Here is a 15,650-nt window from a genome sequence, read left to right as displayed (position 1 = left end):
GCCAACACGATAGAACCGGCAAGAGGCTGACGAATGACGCAGTACAACAGCAAACAGAAGCAAAAAGGTTTCACCCTGATCGAGCTGGTGGTGGTAATCGCCATCCTGGCCATCCTGGCAGCGTTTGCGCTGCCGCGGTTTGCGCAGCTTTCTGAGCAGGCGCACCAGTCGAGTATCAAGGGTACTGCTGGGGCGTTGAGTGCGGGGGTTGCGCTGGTCAAAGCCCAGTGGGTGTCGAATGGCCAGACCGCTGCTGTGCCCGCCGTTGATGGTTTCGGCGATGACGACGTGGCGGTCAACGATGAAGGTTGGGCAACCTCGACCAACGGTATTACCGGTGCCCCGAACGAGAATCGTTGTGTGCAGGTATGGCAGGGATTGCTGCAGGCTAACGCCCCGACAATCTCAACCGCTACTGCCGCCAATGCCGACGCCGATTATTGGGCGGCTGTGGTTGGCACGGCTTGCGAATACGAATATCAGCTGGATGGTCAGGGCAGCACCATTACCTACGACACTGCTGATGGCTCTGTGGTCACCAATATAAATTAAGAACGACGCGATAGTTTCGATTAGAACTTCACGACAAACGTAAGAGGTAACGGCAATGATGAATATGATCCCTGCAAGAAATCAGAAGGGTTTCACCCTGATTGAACTGGTTATGGTAATTGTGATTCTGGGCATTCTGGCGGCGTTTGCTTTGCCGCGGTTTGCTGATTTTGGCGGTGATGCCAGAGCCGCCTCTCGGGACGGCATATCGGGGGCCATTAGATCTGCAAGTTCGATTGCGCATGCTGCTTGCCTCGCATCGAGTTCTTGCTCTAACAGCGGTGCATCAACAGTTACTATTGAGGGTGCAACAGTGGATATGGTTAATGGATATCCGGCTGCTCACCCGGCCACCACCGGCAACATCGGAATCGGTGGAATGGCACAGGTCGACGGAGTGGACGTTAGTAACTCCGGCACTACCTTTACAGCAACTATCGCCAGTGATTGCACCGTAACCTACGCAGAAGCTGCCAGCGGAGCCTCACCAACTATTGGTGGTGATGACACGTGTAGCTAACAGAAGGAACGGAACTTGTTACAGACAGTTGCTTCCCAGCTTATTTAAGGAAGTTGGAGGGGAATAGCCATTAAGATTGCTCAAAGCGAATCAGGTTTCACCCTCGTAGAGCTGGTCATGGTCATCATCCTGATCGGGGTCCTCTCCGCCCTGGGTGTTGGCCTGTTCGCCAGGAGCTCGGCCTTCTCCCCTTTGCTGGCCACCCAGCAACTGGAATCCGCCACGCTGCTTGCCCAGCAGGCAGCGCTGGCGGGTAACACCACCCAGAACACGCTGACCGTGACATCGACCTCCAGCGAATATCTGTTCACCGTGGGCTCACGGGAGCCTTTCCGGATTGACAGCGGCGGGACATCCCTGTCGGTTACCGGAGCCACCTTTCCCATTACCTTTGATTATTTTGGCCGTCCGGAAACCTCGGGTAATACCGTTCAGTTTACCTTTTCCGGCGAATCCACTTTTCGGGTTTGCCTGAGCCCACTTGGGGCGATTTACCGGGGGCCGTGCTGATGCATGTCCAACGTGGAGCCACCCTGGTGGAGCTGGTCATGGCCATCGTGATTATCAGTGTTGCCATTGCCGGTGTCGTCGGGGCATTCTCCCTGATTGCCGGGCGCAGTGCCGATCCGCTCAACCAGACCCGGGCAATTGCCTTGGCACAGTTCTACATGGATGAGGTGCTGTCTCGGAAGTATGATGACAAGACTTTGCCGGGGGGCGTTCCAAAGGAAGTTGGCTGCACGATCGACACGGAAGAGTCACAGCGTGAGGATTACAACGATGTGGATGACTACAACGCGATCAACAACGCATTGCCTGCCAATGCGCAGGGCGGCTCCCTTGGCAGCCAATACTCCGGCTTTCAGGTTTCCATTACTGTAACCTGTGCGGGCACCGAAGTAGGGCTGCCCCCCGATGAGGCCAAGCGGATCGATATCACCATCACCGATCCGTCCGCCAATGACTACCGCTTCACCGCCTACCGAGCGAATTACTGATGCGCCGGGCAGCAGGATTCACGTTGGTTGAGCTGGTCATTGTCATCGTACTTTTGGCCATCGTGGCGACCATTTCTGTGCAGTTCGTCGCCCTCTCCACCCGTGGTGCGATTGACGTTAGCGCCCGACAGCAGCGCGCTTTTCAGGGCGTGGTGATCAGTGAACAGATAAGCCGGGAACTTCGGGAAGCCTTCCCGTTATCCATTCGCGTTGCGGGCAATTGTCTGGAATGGCTGCCAATTGAGGCAGGCACGGCCTACACCGATCTTCCCGATGGCGGCAACGCGATCGCCGTAGCACCGTTTGCCAATACGCCCCCCAGTGGATATACCCGGGCGGTGGTCTATGGTTATGGCACCTCTGCGGATTCACTCTATAGCAGTGCCAGTCCGGGACCCGTATCGCCAACCATCGCCAGCATCGACAATTCAGTGTCTCCAGCTCAGATTAACCTTAGCGCCAATCATCGTTTCGGGGAACGGTCACCGCAGCGGCGGCTCTTCGTGGTGGCGCAGCCTGTCAGCTTGTGCCAGAGCGGTCAGTTTCTATACCGCTACAGCGGCTATGCCCCATCGACCACACAGCCAACTCCCCCGTCGGTGACGCCTCAGATTCTATCGGCCAATCTTGCCGGTACGGCCCAGTTCCAATACACGCCACCCAGTTTTCGGCGTGCGGCAGTCGTGCAGTTCACCTTTTCTTTGAAGGATCCTCAGGGTGATGAGACCACCACGGTTAGCCAGGAGGTGCAGATCCGCAATGTACCCTGATTCTTATCCCGGCCGGGAGACCGGTGCAGGTCTCCCGGTAGCGCTGTTTATTATTACGGTACTGGCCCTGCTGGTAGTGGGCATGGCGCAGCTACAGGAGAGTAGCGGGCAGGCGGTAAGCCTGCAGATACAGTCCCAGCGAGCGTTCTTCGCGGCGGAGAGTGGCGCCCAGGTGGCCGTCAGGGATGTGCTGGAGGGCGGCAGCTGCAGTGCGGTGAACGCATCATTGAATTTTACTGTTTCGGCCCTGAACGGCTGCAGTGCGTCGGTCACCTGCGCCTCGATAGCTGCCGATATCAAAGGCCCCGGAGGCGATACGGTGTTTTCAATTAAAAGCACGGGGCGGTGTGGCAATGGTCCGGATCAGGCCATACGGATAGTGGAGGTTCGCACCCGATGAATCGCACCATGTCACGGACGTTTATGAAAACCCAAAGCTTGTTGCTTTTGGCGTTGCTGTTTTCACTTGTCCCCTTATCGCTCCAGGCACAACAGGTTGTGGAGTTCGATTCTCCTGGTAATGGTTCCTTTACGGTTCCGGCCAACGTTCGATCCATCACGGTTGAGGTTTGGGGTGGTGGTGGTAGTGGTGGGTCGGTTTCCAGGCCTCTCTTTGGAGGCGGCGTGGAGGCTGGTGGCGGTGGTGGAGGAGCGTATGCTTCCCGGTCGTTCGGGGTTTCAGTTGGCCAGACTTTTGCCTACCGGGTTGGTTCCGGCGGAAGCAATTCAGCCGCAGGCGACAGCTCCTGGTTTGGCAGTCCGTCAACACTGCTCGCACAGGGTGGTGCTGGCGTAAGCACTAACAATACGTCGGGTGGCGCTGGTGGACGTGCGGTATCGAGTGTCGGTGATGCGGCGTTCAGTGGTGGTCGAGGTGCCAACGCCCGTGGAGATGGTGGTGGCGGTGGTGGTTCCGCAGGCTCTGGTTCTGCGGGAAACGATGGCACGGGCAGTACGGGCGGGAGCGCAGTGGCTGGAGGCGGGGCCGGCGGCAACGGCAGTTCCGGTGGAAGCGGGGCGCCGGGTAGTGTGCCCGGCGGGGGTGGAGGTGGTGCCGCCTGCAGTTTTCTAGTCTGTTTGTCGGCAAATGGTGGTGCAGGAGCATCCGGACGAGTGCGAATCACCTACACCGTTGAAGACCCTAAGCCGGCAATCTGTTTCAGCGAAGAGTTCTCTGGGGGGGCTCTCAATACCGATGACTGGGCAACCTCCGTCTCCAGGGGGAGTTTCAGGCCTGGCATTGTTGGTGGCAGACTGAGGCTGACTGAGGCTGTAGGGAACCAGGCGACAGCAGTCAGTTTACAGCGCTTGTTCCCCGGTGCAGATAACCTTATCCAGGTCGAATTTGACTACTACGCCTACGATGGCAATGGCGCCGATGGCGTCGCGATCGTTTTCTCTGATGCCTCGATCACACCGCAGGCGGGTGGTTATGGCGGTTCGCTCGGCTATGCACAGGAGCCAGACAGAACCGGGGGCTTCGCTGGCGGTTGGCTTGGCATAGGTATTGACGAGTACGGCAACTATTCGAACTGGAGCGAGGGTCGTCAGGGCGGCAAACGTGGACGAACGCCCGACTCGGTGGCAGTGCGCGGCGCCGAAGATTTGGATTACCAGTACATCGCAGGCTCCGATGCCTTGTCTCCCGGCATTGATGCGACCGGCAGGAATGCACCTCACCGTTACCGGATAACCATCGACTCACGAGGCGCTCTCCCTGTTCTCCTGGTTGAGAGAGACAGCACTGCCACGGGCACCGACTATCAGGAGATCATCTCGGTAACGCTCACTGGCCAGCAAGCGGATGTTCCGGAGAACCTGTTCTTTTCCCTGACCGGCTCCACGGGTGGCTCGACCAATATCCATGAGCTCGATGGTCTGGAAATCTGCGCAGACAAGGTGGGCGAAATTCAGCGACGAGTGGATCACTTCGAGATCATTCACAGTGGCAGTGGCCTGACCTGTAAGCCTGAAACCGTGAGAATTCGCGCCTGCGACGACCCGGCCTGCAACGCTTTCTTCCCTGATCCTGTGGAAGTGACTTTGTCTCCGTCTGGCTGGGTAGGGGGAGACACCTTCACCATGACTGGTGAGACTACTCGTTCGTTGGCGATTACCTCGCCCGGCACCGTTACTTTGGGAATTCCTTCGTCGGATCCCGGTACGGTGGCGTTTTCGCAGACTCTCTGTGATGACGGTTCCGGCACGTTAGCGGTCGGTCAGTGTGAGATGACATTCTTTGATTCGGGATTTGATATTACGGTGCCGGATCACATTGCGGATACCGTTGTCACGGCCAATATCGCGGCGGTACGCAAGGATGACAGCAGTCAGCGCTGTGTTCCCGGTTTTGACGAGGAAACGAAAGACATTGCACTTTGGTCTTCCTATATCAACCCGTCTTCTGGTAGTCAGAGTGTGATATTAGATGAGGATGGCAGCGAGTTACCTTCCTCTATCACCGGAACCAGGTCATTGTTCTTCGATGCCAATGGCCTGGCAACGGTGAGTATTCGATACCCCGATGTCGGGAGGATCCGTCTCAATGCCCGTTACCAAGGCTCCGGCGAGGATGCAGGCCTGGAAATGCTTGGCGATGGTGAATTCGTTGCCCGCCCGGATCATTTCCAACTGACGATTCCGGGTAATCCGGCGGCGACCTCGGTTCAGGACGCCAATGCGTTTGTAGCCGCCGGCGATGACTTCGAGGTTCGGGTTTCGTCTGTTAATGCCAGCGGCAACGTGACGCCAAATTTTGGCCAGGAAACGCCCGCTGAAGACGTAGTGCTGGAGGCCTCTCTCGTCGCGCCATCGGGTGGAGACAGTCCCGCACTTTCCGGCTCTTTCGGCGACTTTGCTCAGGACTGTAACGGCGCCGCGGCCGCAGGCGGCACTGCCTGCGGTCAGTTCCAGTGGCCAGAGGTGGGCATCATCAGCATTACTCCTGAGCTGGCCAGTGGTGGTTATCTGGGCACAGCTGATGTCATTGGTAACGCGGTCAGCCATGTAGGACGTTTCATCCCCGATCGTTTTGGTGTCACGATTACGGAGCCGGGTGAGATCGAGGCTTATTGCGACATTTCTACCGCATTCTCCTATATCGGCAAGCCGTTTGAATGGCTCAGCGGCGCCGAACCCACGCTGTTGGTGGAGGCCCTGAATGTCGGGGGAACCGTGACACGGAATTACACTCTGGGTGATTTCCAGCGGTTGTCGCCGGGCAGCCTTGTGCGAACGCCAGCAGCAGCCGATAACAGCGGTCTGGATGCTAACGGCGCTCCCTTTCCTGTCAGCACGAGTCTCGCCAATCCGACTCTGTCCGTGATCGGGCGAGGCCAGTTGCAATATCGGTTCTCTTCATCGGATGAGATTACCTATGACAAGACGGTACAGACGCGGGTGGCGCCGTTTACACCGGACTATGCCATTGAACTGACACAGCTGCAGGATGCAGACAGCGTGACAGCCCCGCTGTTGCCAACGAATTTGGCACCCGTTATGAACTTCGAATTGCGATACGGCAGGCTGCAACTGGAGAATGTATACGGCCCGGAAACCGTTAATCTGGCAATGCCGCTCCAGATTGATCATTACACGGCAGCCGGCTTCACCCGGAATCTGGCGGACAGTTGTTGGGGCTACAACACGGGTAGTGTCACTCTGGATCAGTCAGGCCTCTCCGGGGGCAGTACCTCGGTTGTGCCGGTCTCGGGGACGATGGATATGGGAGGCTCGGCCACGGGCAGTGAGGTTGTTCTGGCGGCGCCAGGCGAGCCAAACCGGGGGGGCGTCAGGGTCAGTTTTCCGGTGCCGGTCTGGCTACAGGGAGACTATGACGGTGACGGTTCACTGGGCGACCCGTCAGGGGTGGCCACCTTCGGCGTCTACCGCGGCCACGACCGTATCATATACTGGCGGGAGGTGACCGAGTGAGGTGAAGGAAGAGTCTTAATCCTCCTCCCCCTCCGGCTGATCCATTCCCAACTCATTGATTTTCCGGGTCAGCGTATTTCGCCCCCAACCCAGCAGAATGGAGGCATCCCGGCGGCGGCCGCCGGTGTGCTTCAGCGCCGTTTCAATCATGATCTTCTCAAACTCGGGCACCGCGGTATCCAGTATGCCTTTCTTGCCGCGCTTCAGTTCCTGTTCTGCCCAGTTCCTCAGGCCTTCCTGCCAGGTCAGACCGGTGGCAGCATGCTCGTTTTCCGCTTGATGCAGCAGTTCCGGGGGCAGGTCATCAATGTGGATCTCCCGGCCACTGGCCATGACGGTCAGCCAGCGGCAGGTGTTTTCCAACTGACGGACGTTGCCGGGCCAGGGCAGGGTGGTGAGGTATTCCTCTGCGTCCGGGCGCAGGATCTTGGGTTCTACTGCCAGCTCTTTGGCTGCTCGCTTGAGGAAGTGCTGCATCAGGCGTGGAATGTCTTCGCGGCGTTCGGCCAGCTTGGGCAGGTGCACGCGAATGACATTCAGGCGGTGGAACAGATCTTCCCGGAAGTTGCCGGCCTGTACCAGTTTTTCCAGGTCTTGATGGGTTGCGGCGATGATGCGCACATCCACTTTGATGGGGGTGGTGCCGCCTACCCGGTAAAACTCGCCATCGGCCAGCACCCGCAGCAGTCGAGTCTGAGTGTCGGCGGGCATGTCGCCGATTTCATCGAGAAACAGGGTGCCTCCGTTGGCCTGTTCAAAGCGGCCCTGGCGGGCAGCGCCGGCGCCAGTGAAGGCGCCTTTTTCGTGGCCGAATAATTCGGATTCAATCAGGTCTTTCGGAATTGCCGCCATGTTCAGGGCGATGAACGGGTTTCGTGCTCTGGGGCTGTGATTGTGCAGGGCCTGGGCTACCAGCTCTTTACCGGTGCCGCTTTCCCCATTAATCAATACGGTGATGTTGGAGTGAGACAGCCGGCCAATGGCCCGGAAAACCTCCTGCATGGCCGGGGCTTCACCGATAATTTCGGTATTGCGTGGTGTAGCATCGGCCTGTGGTTCGCTGGCGGCGCGTTTCTCATGGCTGTGGGCTACAGCCCGCTTTACCAGTGCGACGGCGTCATCCACATCAAAGGGCTTGGGGAGATATTCGAAGGCGCCGGTCTGGTAGCTGGTCACCGCGCTTTCAAGATCCGAGTGCGCGGTCATGATGATAACCGGCACATCCTGATGCAGTTCTACGATCTGGGAGAGCAGGGTGATTCCATCCACGCCAGGCATCCGGATATCGCTGATGATGGCGTCCGGTTGCTCGTGTTCCAGCCGCATCATGATGCTGTCGCCGCTGTCGAATACACGCGGTTGCATGCCAGCCTGGCTCAGGGCACGTTCCAGCACCCATCGAATACTTCTGTCATCGTCGATAATCCAGACGTTTGCCGGTTGGCTCATTTGCTGTCCTCCAGAGGCAGGAAGATGATGAAATCGGTTCTTCCGGGCTCACTCTCGCACTCCACCAGCCCCCGATGCTGGCCGATAATGCTTTGGGTAATGGAAAGGCCGAGTCCGGTGCCCGAGGCCCGACCACTGATCATGGGGTAGAAGATGTTCTGCAACAGCTCGGGCGGGATGCCTGGGCCGTTATCTATAATGTCGACCCGGCACACCAGTCGGTGACGACGGTGGCCGATGGTGAACTGTCGCAAGGCCCGGCTGCGAAAGGTAATCGTGGGCGTTGCGGAGCGCCCGCTTGCGGCTTCGTTTTCGAATGCCGCCTCCATGGCGTTGCGGGCGATGTTCAGGAAGGCCTGGATCAGTTGCTCTTTGTCGCCGGGGAATTCCGGGATGCTCGGGTCGTAGTCGCGTCTCAGGCGCACTCGGCCTTTGCTTTCGGCCTCAATCAGCGTGCGGACCCGCTCCAGAATTTCGTGGATATTGGTGGGCGCAATCTTCAGGGCTTTGTTCGGGCCGAGCATGCGATCCACCAGGCTGCGCAGACGGTCCGCCTCGTCGATAATCACACGGGTATATTCACGCTGGTCGTCGTCTGAAAGCTCGCGGTCCAGCAGTTGCGCCGCGCCACGGATGCCGCCCAGCGGGTTCTTGATCTCGTGGGCCATGCCCCGCACCAGGATTCGCGTGGTCTCCTGTTGCGAGATGATGTCTTCTTCCCGGCTGATACGCATCAGTCGGTCTCGGGGCTGGATCTCGATCAGCAGTTCGGTCGGGTCCAGGCTGATGGGAGTCACTGAATAATCCACCGTCAGTCTGGCACCGCTGATCAAAGCAAATTCAGCTTCCCGGCGGGTGTAGGACTGGCCGTTCTCCACCGCGGCATGCAGAGTGGTCAGGGCATCCTCGGAATCCACCAGAACCTCCTGTAAGGGGAGGCCATGGCTTCGGGTCATACTGGTTTCAAACAGGCTTTCGGCGGCGGGGTTGAGGTAACGGATAGCCAGATCATCGCCAAGTACCAGTACTGCGGTTGTCAGACTGTCCAGAATACTCTTGTAACTGCTTCCGGATATGGTGACTGGATGGAATGGCATGCGTTGCTTCCGTTCTCGACTCATAGGATGTACCCCTGCGGCTGCAAAAAGCGAACCAGTTTTTTGGCATTGGGTAGGCAATGGGCAAGGATCGGGCAGAACGGGCGCGGTAGCCGGTACGCGGTGCTGTAGCTTGGTGCAGTAGTGAACGGTCTGGCGACAGGCAGCCCGGATTTTGCCCCTTGGCTGCCCAAAGTATGGTCACAACATGGTGCAATTGCACCATGTTGGTGCGAATAAGATTTAGTTGAGAACGGATGGGCGGTGAATCGTGAAGGTAATTGAATTGCCGGATTTCACGCGTACTCCGTTTTCATCGACAATATGAACGCCCGCATTGTGAGTGCCCCGGTCGATATTGCTGACGGCTACCGAGCCTGAGCTGCTTTGCCCGACCGGTTGTCCATCCAGGGTCACCTCAAATTTATGGCCCCGCTTCAGCGGTGGTGTGCTTTGAACCTCGAAGGTGACGTTGCCGTTGCCGCTGTGAAAGGCCTGTTCATTGGCCGGATACTGGAATGAGACAGCCTGGTAGGCTGCGCCCTCACGTTCCACCCGCTCGCGGAGTTGTTCGGGTTCCTGAACCGCTTCCGGCTTGGGCAGGGTGATGGTGGTCACGGGCTTCACCTGGACCTCTTCACCGCCTTCCATGGGTTCGTCGGAAAAGGTGACGTTGCCATAGGCGTCAACGTGTCGGTAGACCTCGCTGTGTGCTGTGGTCGAAGCCAGCATCAGCAGGCCAGCGGCGAGTACGAACGGTGCTTTCATGGCGATAACCTGTGGTAATGAACTGCTTTGATTATCGATTGCGGGCAAGGTCATTTCAATGTTGTGGCCTGCTTCCTTGGTTACATATCGTTAAGGGCGTGGGTCTTGGTTAAGAACTGGGATTGAGGCCACAAAAAAAGCCCCGCACGGGGCGGGGCTTCTGGTCTGCATAGTCTGCACCGAATTGGTGCAGGGCTTTAGCAGGAGTAGTACAGATCGAACTCGACCGGGTGAGTGGTCATGTTCAGACGCTCGACTTCACCACGCTTCAGGTCGATGTAGCCTTTGATCATGTCTTCGGTGAACACGCCGCCACGGGTCAGGAACTCGTGGTCTGCTTGCAGGCAGTCCAGAGCCTCGGACAGAGTCTCGGCAACCTTCGGAATGTTCAGGGCTTCTTCCTTCGGCAGGTCATACAGATCTTTGTCCATAGCATCGCCAGGGTGGATCTTGTTCTGGATACCGTCCAGGCCGGCCATCATCAGGGCAGCAAAGGCCAGGTACGGGTTAGCGGCCGGATCCGGGAAGCGCACTTCAATGCGACGAGCTTTCGGGCTGTTCACGTACGGAATACGGATGGAGGCAGAACGGTTACGGGCAGAGTAGGCCAGCATAACCGGTGCTTCATAGCCCGGAACCAGGCGCTTGTAGCTGTTGGTGGCCGGGTTGGTGAAGGCGTTGATGGCCTTGGCATGCTTGATCACACCGCCGATGTAGTACAGGGCTGCTTCGCTCAGGCCCGCGTAGCTGTCGCCGGCAAACAGGTTCTTGCCGTCTTTGCTCAGGGACATATGAACGTGCATACCGGAGCCGTTGTCACCCACAACCGGCTTGGGCATGAAGGTGGCGGTCTTGCCGTAGGCGTGAGCTACGTTGTGCACGCAGTACTTCAGGATCTGAACTTCGTCTGCCTTGCGGGTCAGGGTGTTGGCGCCAACACCGATTTCACACTGGCCAGCGGTGCCCACTTCGTGGTGGTGAACTTCAATTTCCAGGCCCATGGATTCCATGGCGGCACACATGGCACCACGCAGGTCGTGCAGGCTGTCGACCGGCGGAACCGGGAAGTAGCCGCCTTTTACGCCCGGGCGGTGGCCAATGTTGTTGCGGTCAAAGTCTTCACCGGAAACCCACGCGGCTTCTTCAGAATGGATGTGGTAAGAAGCGCCTTGCATGTCCACGTTCCATTTGACGGAATCGAACACGAAGAACTCAGGCTCCGGGCCGAACAGAGCGCCATCAGCGATGCCGGTGGACTTCAGGTATTCTTCGGCGCGACGGGCAACAGAGCGGGGGTCGCGCTCATAACCCTGCATGGTAGAAGGCTCTACAATGTTGCAGGTGATGTTGACGGTGGTTTCTTCGGTAAACGGGTCCAGAACGGCGGTTTCGTCGTCCGGCATCAGGATCATGTCGGATTCGTTGATGCCTTTCCAGCCGGCAATGGAGGAGCCGTCGAACATCTTGCCGTCAGCGAAAAAGTCTTCGTCCGCCTCGGTGGCGGGCAGGGTCACGTGCTGCTCTTTACCACGGCTGTCGGTGAAACGCAGGTCAATCCACTTGACTTCGTGTTCTTTGATCAAATCAATCGTCTTGGACATTGTGCATGCTCCGTAAGGTTTTACATGTTCGTTGTGCCGGATCGTTCAGTGTTCTGAGGCCCGATCTTTTTTCAGGTCAGGGAAGCTTACCAGAAGCTTGTGGTCCTTACCTTCACTATGCGGCTGCTTTGGCATAAGCAATCGGCTTGCCAGTTTTTGTCGGCTGCGCCAGAAAAGCGCAGCGACAAGGCTTTCGGGCTAATGTGGCGCAGCTTCCTGGCCGAAGACCATGCTTATTGCACCACTGCAGCGCACCATGGTGGTGCAAGTTCTCTGATAACGCATAATTATGGTGCAAGCCCCGATTGGTTACATATTAGGCACTAATCTTCATATTATCGCCATGGACTTTTCGATATACTGCGCGCCGCTAATTTCTTCAGGATACCCGTTGTGATTGATAAGCTTAGAAACGTTGCCATTATTGCCCACGTTGACCATGGCAAGACCACCCTGGTTGACCAGCTGCTGCGCCAGTCTGGCACGCTGGACCGGAAAGAGCTCGAGAACGAGCGTGTAATGGACTCCAACGACCAGGAAAAAGAACGTGGCATTACCATTCTGGCAAAAAACACTGCTCTAAAATGGAAAGACTACGACATCAATATCGTAGACACCCCGGGCCACGCTGACTTTGGTGGTGAAGTAGAGCGTGTAATGAGTATGGTGGACAGTGTGCTGCTGGTGGTGGATTCCATCGACGGCCCCATGCCGCAAACCCGTTTCGTGACTCAGAAAGCTTTCGCAGCGGGCCTGAACCCGATTGTGGTCGTGAACAAAATTGACCGTCCGGGTGCCCGCCCGGATTGGGTGGTGGATCAGGTGTTTGACCTGTTCGACAACCTTGGTGCCACCGATGAACAGCTCGACTTCCCGATAGTCTATGCCAGTGCGCTGAACGGCATCGCCGGCATGGATCATGAGAATCTGGACGACAACATGGACGCTGTGTTCCAGGCCATTGTTGATCATGTGCCAGCGCCTTCGGTTGATCTGGATGGCCCGTTCCAGATGCAGATCTCCCAGTTGGACTACAACAGTTTCCTGGGTGTCATCGGTATCGGTCGCATTATGCGCGGTAAAGTGAAGACCAACACCCCGGTGGTGGCTATCGGTGCCGACGGCAAGAAGCGTAACGGTCGTATCCTGAAAATCATGGGCCATTCCGGCCTGCAGCGTGTGGAAGTTGAAGAAGCCCAGGCTGGCGACATTGTGTGCGTGAGTGGCCTGGACCAGCTGTTCATTTCTGACACCCTGTGTGATCCCTCCAACGTAGAAGCCCTTCCGGCGCTGACCGTTGACGAGCCCACTGTATCCATGACCTTCCAGGTAAATGATTCACCGTTTGCCGGTAAAGAAGGCAAATATGTGACCAGTCGGAACATCAAGGAGCGCCTGGAAAAAGAGTTGCTGCACAACGTAGCGCTGCGGGTTGAAGAAGGCGACTCGGCGGACAAGTTCAAGGTATCCGGTCGTGGTGAGCTGCACCTGTCAGTTCTGATCGAGAACATGCGCCGCGAAAACTTCGAGCTGGCCGTGGGCCGGCCGGTGGTGGTCATCAAGGAAGTCGACGGCCAGAAGCAAGAGCCGTACGAAAACGTGATCATCGACATCGAAGAGCAGCACCAGGGCCCGATTATGGAGCAGATGGGGCTGCGCAAAGGTGACATGACTAACATGATCCCGGACGGCAAGGGCCGTATCCGCCTGGAATACACCATTCCGGCCCGTGGCCTGATCGGTTTCCGTAACACCTTCCTGACCATGACTTCCGGTACCGGCATCCTGACCTCTACCTTCAGCCACTACGGCCCGGTGAAGATGGGTGACGTAACCAGCCGTCAGAACGGTGTCATCGTTTCCATGGCCACCGGTACTGCGCTGACCTACTCCCTCGAAACTCTGCAGAGCCGGGGCAAGCTGTTCCTGGACCCTGGCCAGGAAATCTATGAAGGCCAGCTCTGCGGTATTCATAGCCGTGACAACGACCTGGTGGTTAACCCCACCAAGGGCAAGAAGCTGGACAACATGCGTGCCTCTGGAAAGGACGAAGTGATCGGCCTGGTGCCGCCCATCAAGTTCACTCTGGAGCAGGCGCTGGAGTTTATCGACGATGATGAACTGGTTGAGGTGACGCCCAAGTCGATTCGTCTGCGCAAGAAGCTCCTGACCGAAAACGAGCGTAAGCGCGCTAACAAGAAGTAATCCCTCAGGGGCCGGGAAATCGTTGTGAGGCGGTAAACGCTTCCGCCTGTTTTTCTGGCCCCTGTATTTTTCTCGCCTGTCTCAGCTAGACTGCCGTTATCCCCGAAACGGAGTTTTTCATGCTGACCCTCTATCCTGAAATCGAGCCTTACGCCCGCCACCGACTGGCGGTGGATCATCCCCATGAGCTGTACCTCGAGGAATCCGGCAATCCGGACGGAATTCCGGTGATTGTCGTTCATGGCGGGCCGGGTGGCGGTTGTGAGGATTACCACCGGCGCTTTTTCGATGCTGAGCGTTTCCGGATTATTTTGCTGGATCAGAGAGGTGCCGGAAGATCGACCCCGTTGGCCGAGCTGGAGGGTAACAGCACAGACAAACTGGTTGAGGATCTTGAGGCGGTTCGGCATTTTCTCGGCATCGATCGCTGGTTGCTGTTCGGGGGAAGCTGGGGATCGACGCTAAGTCTGGTTTATGCCGAGACCCACCCTGACCGGGTTCTGGGGTTGGTGTTGCGGGGTATCTTTCTGTGTCGGCCCCGGGATATTCACTGGTTTTATCAGGACGGCGCCAGCCGGGTATTCCCGGATTACTGGCAGGGTTACCTTGCCCAGATTCCGGAGGTGGAGCGCGACGATATGGTGGCGGCCTACTACCGGCGCCTGACCAGCGCTAATGAGCTGGAACAGATTCAGGCCGCGAAAGCCTGGTCCGTCTGGGAAGGGCGGTGCGCCACTCTGCATCCCAATCCCAAGGTGGTGGAGCATTTTGGGCATCCTCATGTGGCCATAGCGCTGGCCCGGATTGAATGCCACTATTTCATGAATAATTCGTTCCTTGAGCCCGACCAGATCGTGCGTGATGCCTCGCGGCTAAAGGACATTCCGGGCGTGATTGTGCACGGCCGCTATGACATGGTTTGCCCGCTGGATAATGCCCTGGCTCTGAGCAAGGCCTGGCCGGAGGCGGAGCTTCAGATCATTCGTGATGCCGGCCACTCGGCATCCGAGCCAGCGATTGTAGATGCCCTGATGCGAGGCGTTGAGAGTGTGGTTGCCAGAAGTCTTCCCTCAGTTGGCTGAGAATGCGACTTTTTATTGATCTGACAGGGTTGCGGTGGTCTTGCGGGCTCTATACACTTTTCGCGTTTCAGAAATTTAACCTTCGGTGTTACCGCTCAAGGGACTGAATGAAAGGACTGATCCAGCGCGTTTCGGAAGCCAGTGTAGCCGTAGATGGTGAAACGATTGCCCGTATTGGTCCCGGGCTGCTCTTGCTCCTTGGCGTAGAAAGGAACGATACACTGAATGAGGCAAAGGAACTGTGCCGAAAAATCCTCTCCTACCGGGTTTTCCCCGATGAGCAGGGCCGGATGAACGTGAATGTTCAGGCTGCCGGTGGCTCATTGCTTGTTGTCCCCCAGTTTACGCTTGCTGCTGACACGTCATCTGGCACGCGCCCGGGTTTTTCCCTGGCGGCTGCACCGGAGCTGGCGAATCGGCTTTATGGTGACTTTGTGGCTGAAGCGAGTGGGCTGCTGGGTGCTGGACGTGTGGGTACGGGGGAGTTTGGTGCTGATATGAAAGTGGCACTGATCAACGATGGTCCGGTTACCTTTATGTTGGAATCTGGCCAGAGAGGGTCGTGCACAAAAATGTGACGCAGTTGCCAGCAGTGCCTCACGAAAGTGCGTGATTTGAGGTATTGTTTTGTGGCCCTCGGCTGAGGAAGCGTTGAGCGTAAGATAACCGCTTGTT

At 57.4% G+C, this 15,650-nt stretch carries 15 protein-coding genes; 11 read left to right on the top strand and 4 right to left on the bottom strand.

Going from position 1 to position 15,650, the window contains the following annotated elements; genetic code table 11:
* Positions 1-33: 33 nt before the first annotated feature.
* The 8 genes from ACAM27_RS17180 to ACAM27_RS17145 all read left to right on the top strand — a co-directional run bounded on the left by ACAM27_RS17180 (position 34) and on the right by ACAM27_RS17145 (position 6,773).
* Positions 34-552: a prepilin-type N-terminal cleavage/methylation domain-containing protein gene (locus tag ACAM27_RS17180; protein WP_369612362.1), complete on the top strand. Its 519-nt coding sequence runs from the start codon at positions 34-36 to the stop codon at positions 550-552.
* Positions 553-607: 55 nt separating this feature from the next.
* A complete protein-coding gene (locus tag ACAM27_RS17175; RefSeq protein WP_114434830.1) occupies positions 608-1,072 on the top strand; it encodes a prepilin-type N-terminal cleavage/methylation domain-containing protein in 465 nt (154 codons plus the stop codon).
* Positions 1,073-1,135: 63 nt separating this feature from the next.
* Positions 1,136-1,582: a Tfp pilus assembly protein FimT/FimU gene (locus tag ACAM27_RS17170; protein ID WP_369612889.1), complete on the top strand. Its 447-nt coding sequence runs from the start codon at positions 1,136-1,138 to the stop codon at positions 1,580-1,582.
* The gene (locus tag ACAM27_RS17165; protein WP_369612361.1) at positions 1,582-2,070 is read left to right on the top strand and encodes a prepilin-type N-terminal cleavage/methylation domain-containing protein; all 489 of its coding nucleotides are present in this window, start codon (positions 1,582-1,584) and stop codon (positions 2,068-2,070) included. Before ACAM27_RS17170 ends, ACAM27_RS17165 begins: the two co-directional genes overlap by 1 nt.
* On the top strand, positions 2,070-2,840 hold the full coding sequence (locus tag ACAM27_RS17160) for a type II secretion system protein J (RefSeq protein WP_369612360.1): 771 nt from the start codon (positions 2,070-2,072) through the stop codon (positions 2,838-2,840). The genes ACAM27_RS17165 and ACAM27_RS17160 overlap by 1 nt, the downstream gene beginning before the upstream one ends.
* Positions 2,830-3,240 carry a hypothetical protein gene (locus ACAM27_RS17155; RefSeq protein WP_113880433.1) on the top strand — a complete coding sequence of 137 codons (411 nt, stop codon included), beginning with the start codon at positions 2,830-2,832 and terminating at the stop codon, positions 3,238-3,240. The genes ACAM27_RS17160 and ACAM27_RS17155 overlap by 11 nt, the downstream gene beginning before the upstream one ends.
* A 423-nt stretch (positions 3,241-3,663) precedes the next feature.
* Positions 3,664-3,912: a hypothetical protein gene (locus ACAM27_RS17150; RefSeq protein WP_369612359.1), complete on the top strand. Its 249-nt coding sequence runs from the start codon at positions 3,664-3,666 to the stop codon at positions 3,910-3,912.
* 41 nt (positions 3,913-3,953) lie between these two features.
* Positions 3,954-6,773, top strand: coding sequence for a DUF6701 domain-containing protein (locus ACAM27_RS17145; protein ID WP_369612358.1), 2,820 nt, complete (start codon positions 3,954-3,956; stop codon positions 6,771-6,773).
* Between the two features lie 15 nt (positions 6,774-6,788).
* Here ACAM27_RS17145 and ntrC read toward each other — a convergent pair whose 3' ends face one another.
* The 4 genes from ntrC to glnA all read right to left on the bottom strand — a co-directional run bounded on the left by ntrC (position 6,789) and on the right by glnA (position 11,688).
* Positions 6,789-8,222: a nitrogen regulation protein NR(I) gene (ntrC, locus tag ACAM27_RS17140; protein WP_113880430.1), complete on the bottom strand. Its 1,434-nt coding sequence runs from the start codon at positions 8,220-8,222 to the stop codon at positions 6,789-6,791.
* The gene (glnL, locus tag ACAM27_RS17135; protein ID WP_011784286.1) at positions 8,219-9,343 is read right to left on the bottom strand and encodes a nitrogen regulation protein NR(II); all 1,125 of its coding nucleotides are present in this window, start codon (positions 9,341-9,343) and stop codon (positions 8,219-8,221) included. The genes ntrC and glnL overlap by 4 nt, the downstream gene beginning before the upstream one ends.
* Before the next feature lie 219 nt (positions 9,344-9,562).
* The gene (locus ACAM27_RS17130) at positions 9,563-10,087 is read right to left on the bottom strand and encodes a DUF4124 domain-containing protein (RefSeq protein ID WP_031209479.1); all 525 of its coding nucleotides are present in this window, start codon (positions 10,085-10,087) and stop codon (positions 9,563-9,565) included.
* A gap of 197 nt (positions 10,088-10,284) precedes the next feature.
* Positions 10,285-11,688: a glutamate--ammonia ligase gene (gene glnA / locus ACAM27_RS17125; protein WP_011784288.1), complete on the bottom strand. Its 1,404-nt coding sequence runs from the start codon at positions 11,686-11,688 to the stop codon at positions 10,285-10,287.
* A 393-nt stretch (positions 11,689-12,081) separates the two neighbouring features.
* On the opposite strand from glnA, the gene typA reads away from it, so the two are divergent.
* From typA to dtd, 3 genes are all read left to right on the top strand, one after another.
* Positions 12,082-13,893, top strand: a complete 1,812-nt coding sequence (gene typA, locus ACAM27_RS17120) for a translational GTPase TypA (RefSeq protein WP_011784289.1) — start codon at positions 12,082-12,084, stop codon at positions 13,891-13,893.
* A gap of 119 nt (positions 13,894-14,012) precedes the next feature.
* On the top strand, positions 14,013-14,975 hold the full coding sequence (gene pip, locus ACAM27_RS17115; protein ID WP_222534778.1) for a prolyl aminopeptidase: 963 nt from the start codon (positions 14,013-14,015) through the stop codon (positions 14,973-14,975).
* 107 nt (positions 14,976-15,082) lie between these two features.
* The gene (gene dtd / locus ACAM27_RS17110; RefSeq protein ID WP_222534779.1) at positions 15,083-15,553 is read left to right on the top strand and encodes a D-aminoacyl-tRNA deacylase; all 471 of its coding nucleotides are present in this window, start codon (positions 15,083-15,085) and stop codon (positions 15,551-15,553) included.
* Positions 15,554-15,650 lie beyond the last annotated feature (97 nt).

It is taken from the genome of Marinobacter sp. RI1 (assembly GCF_041155085.1).
Lineage (GTDB): Bacteria > Pseudomonadota > Gammaproteobacteria > Pseudomonadales > Oleiphilaceae > Marinobacter > Marinobacter nauticus.
Note: the sequence above shows the minus strand (reverse complement) of the source record. Positions and strands in the feature narration are given on the sequence as shown.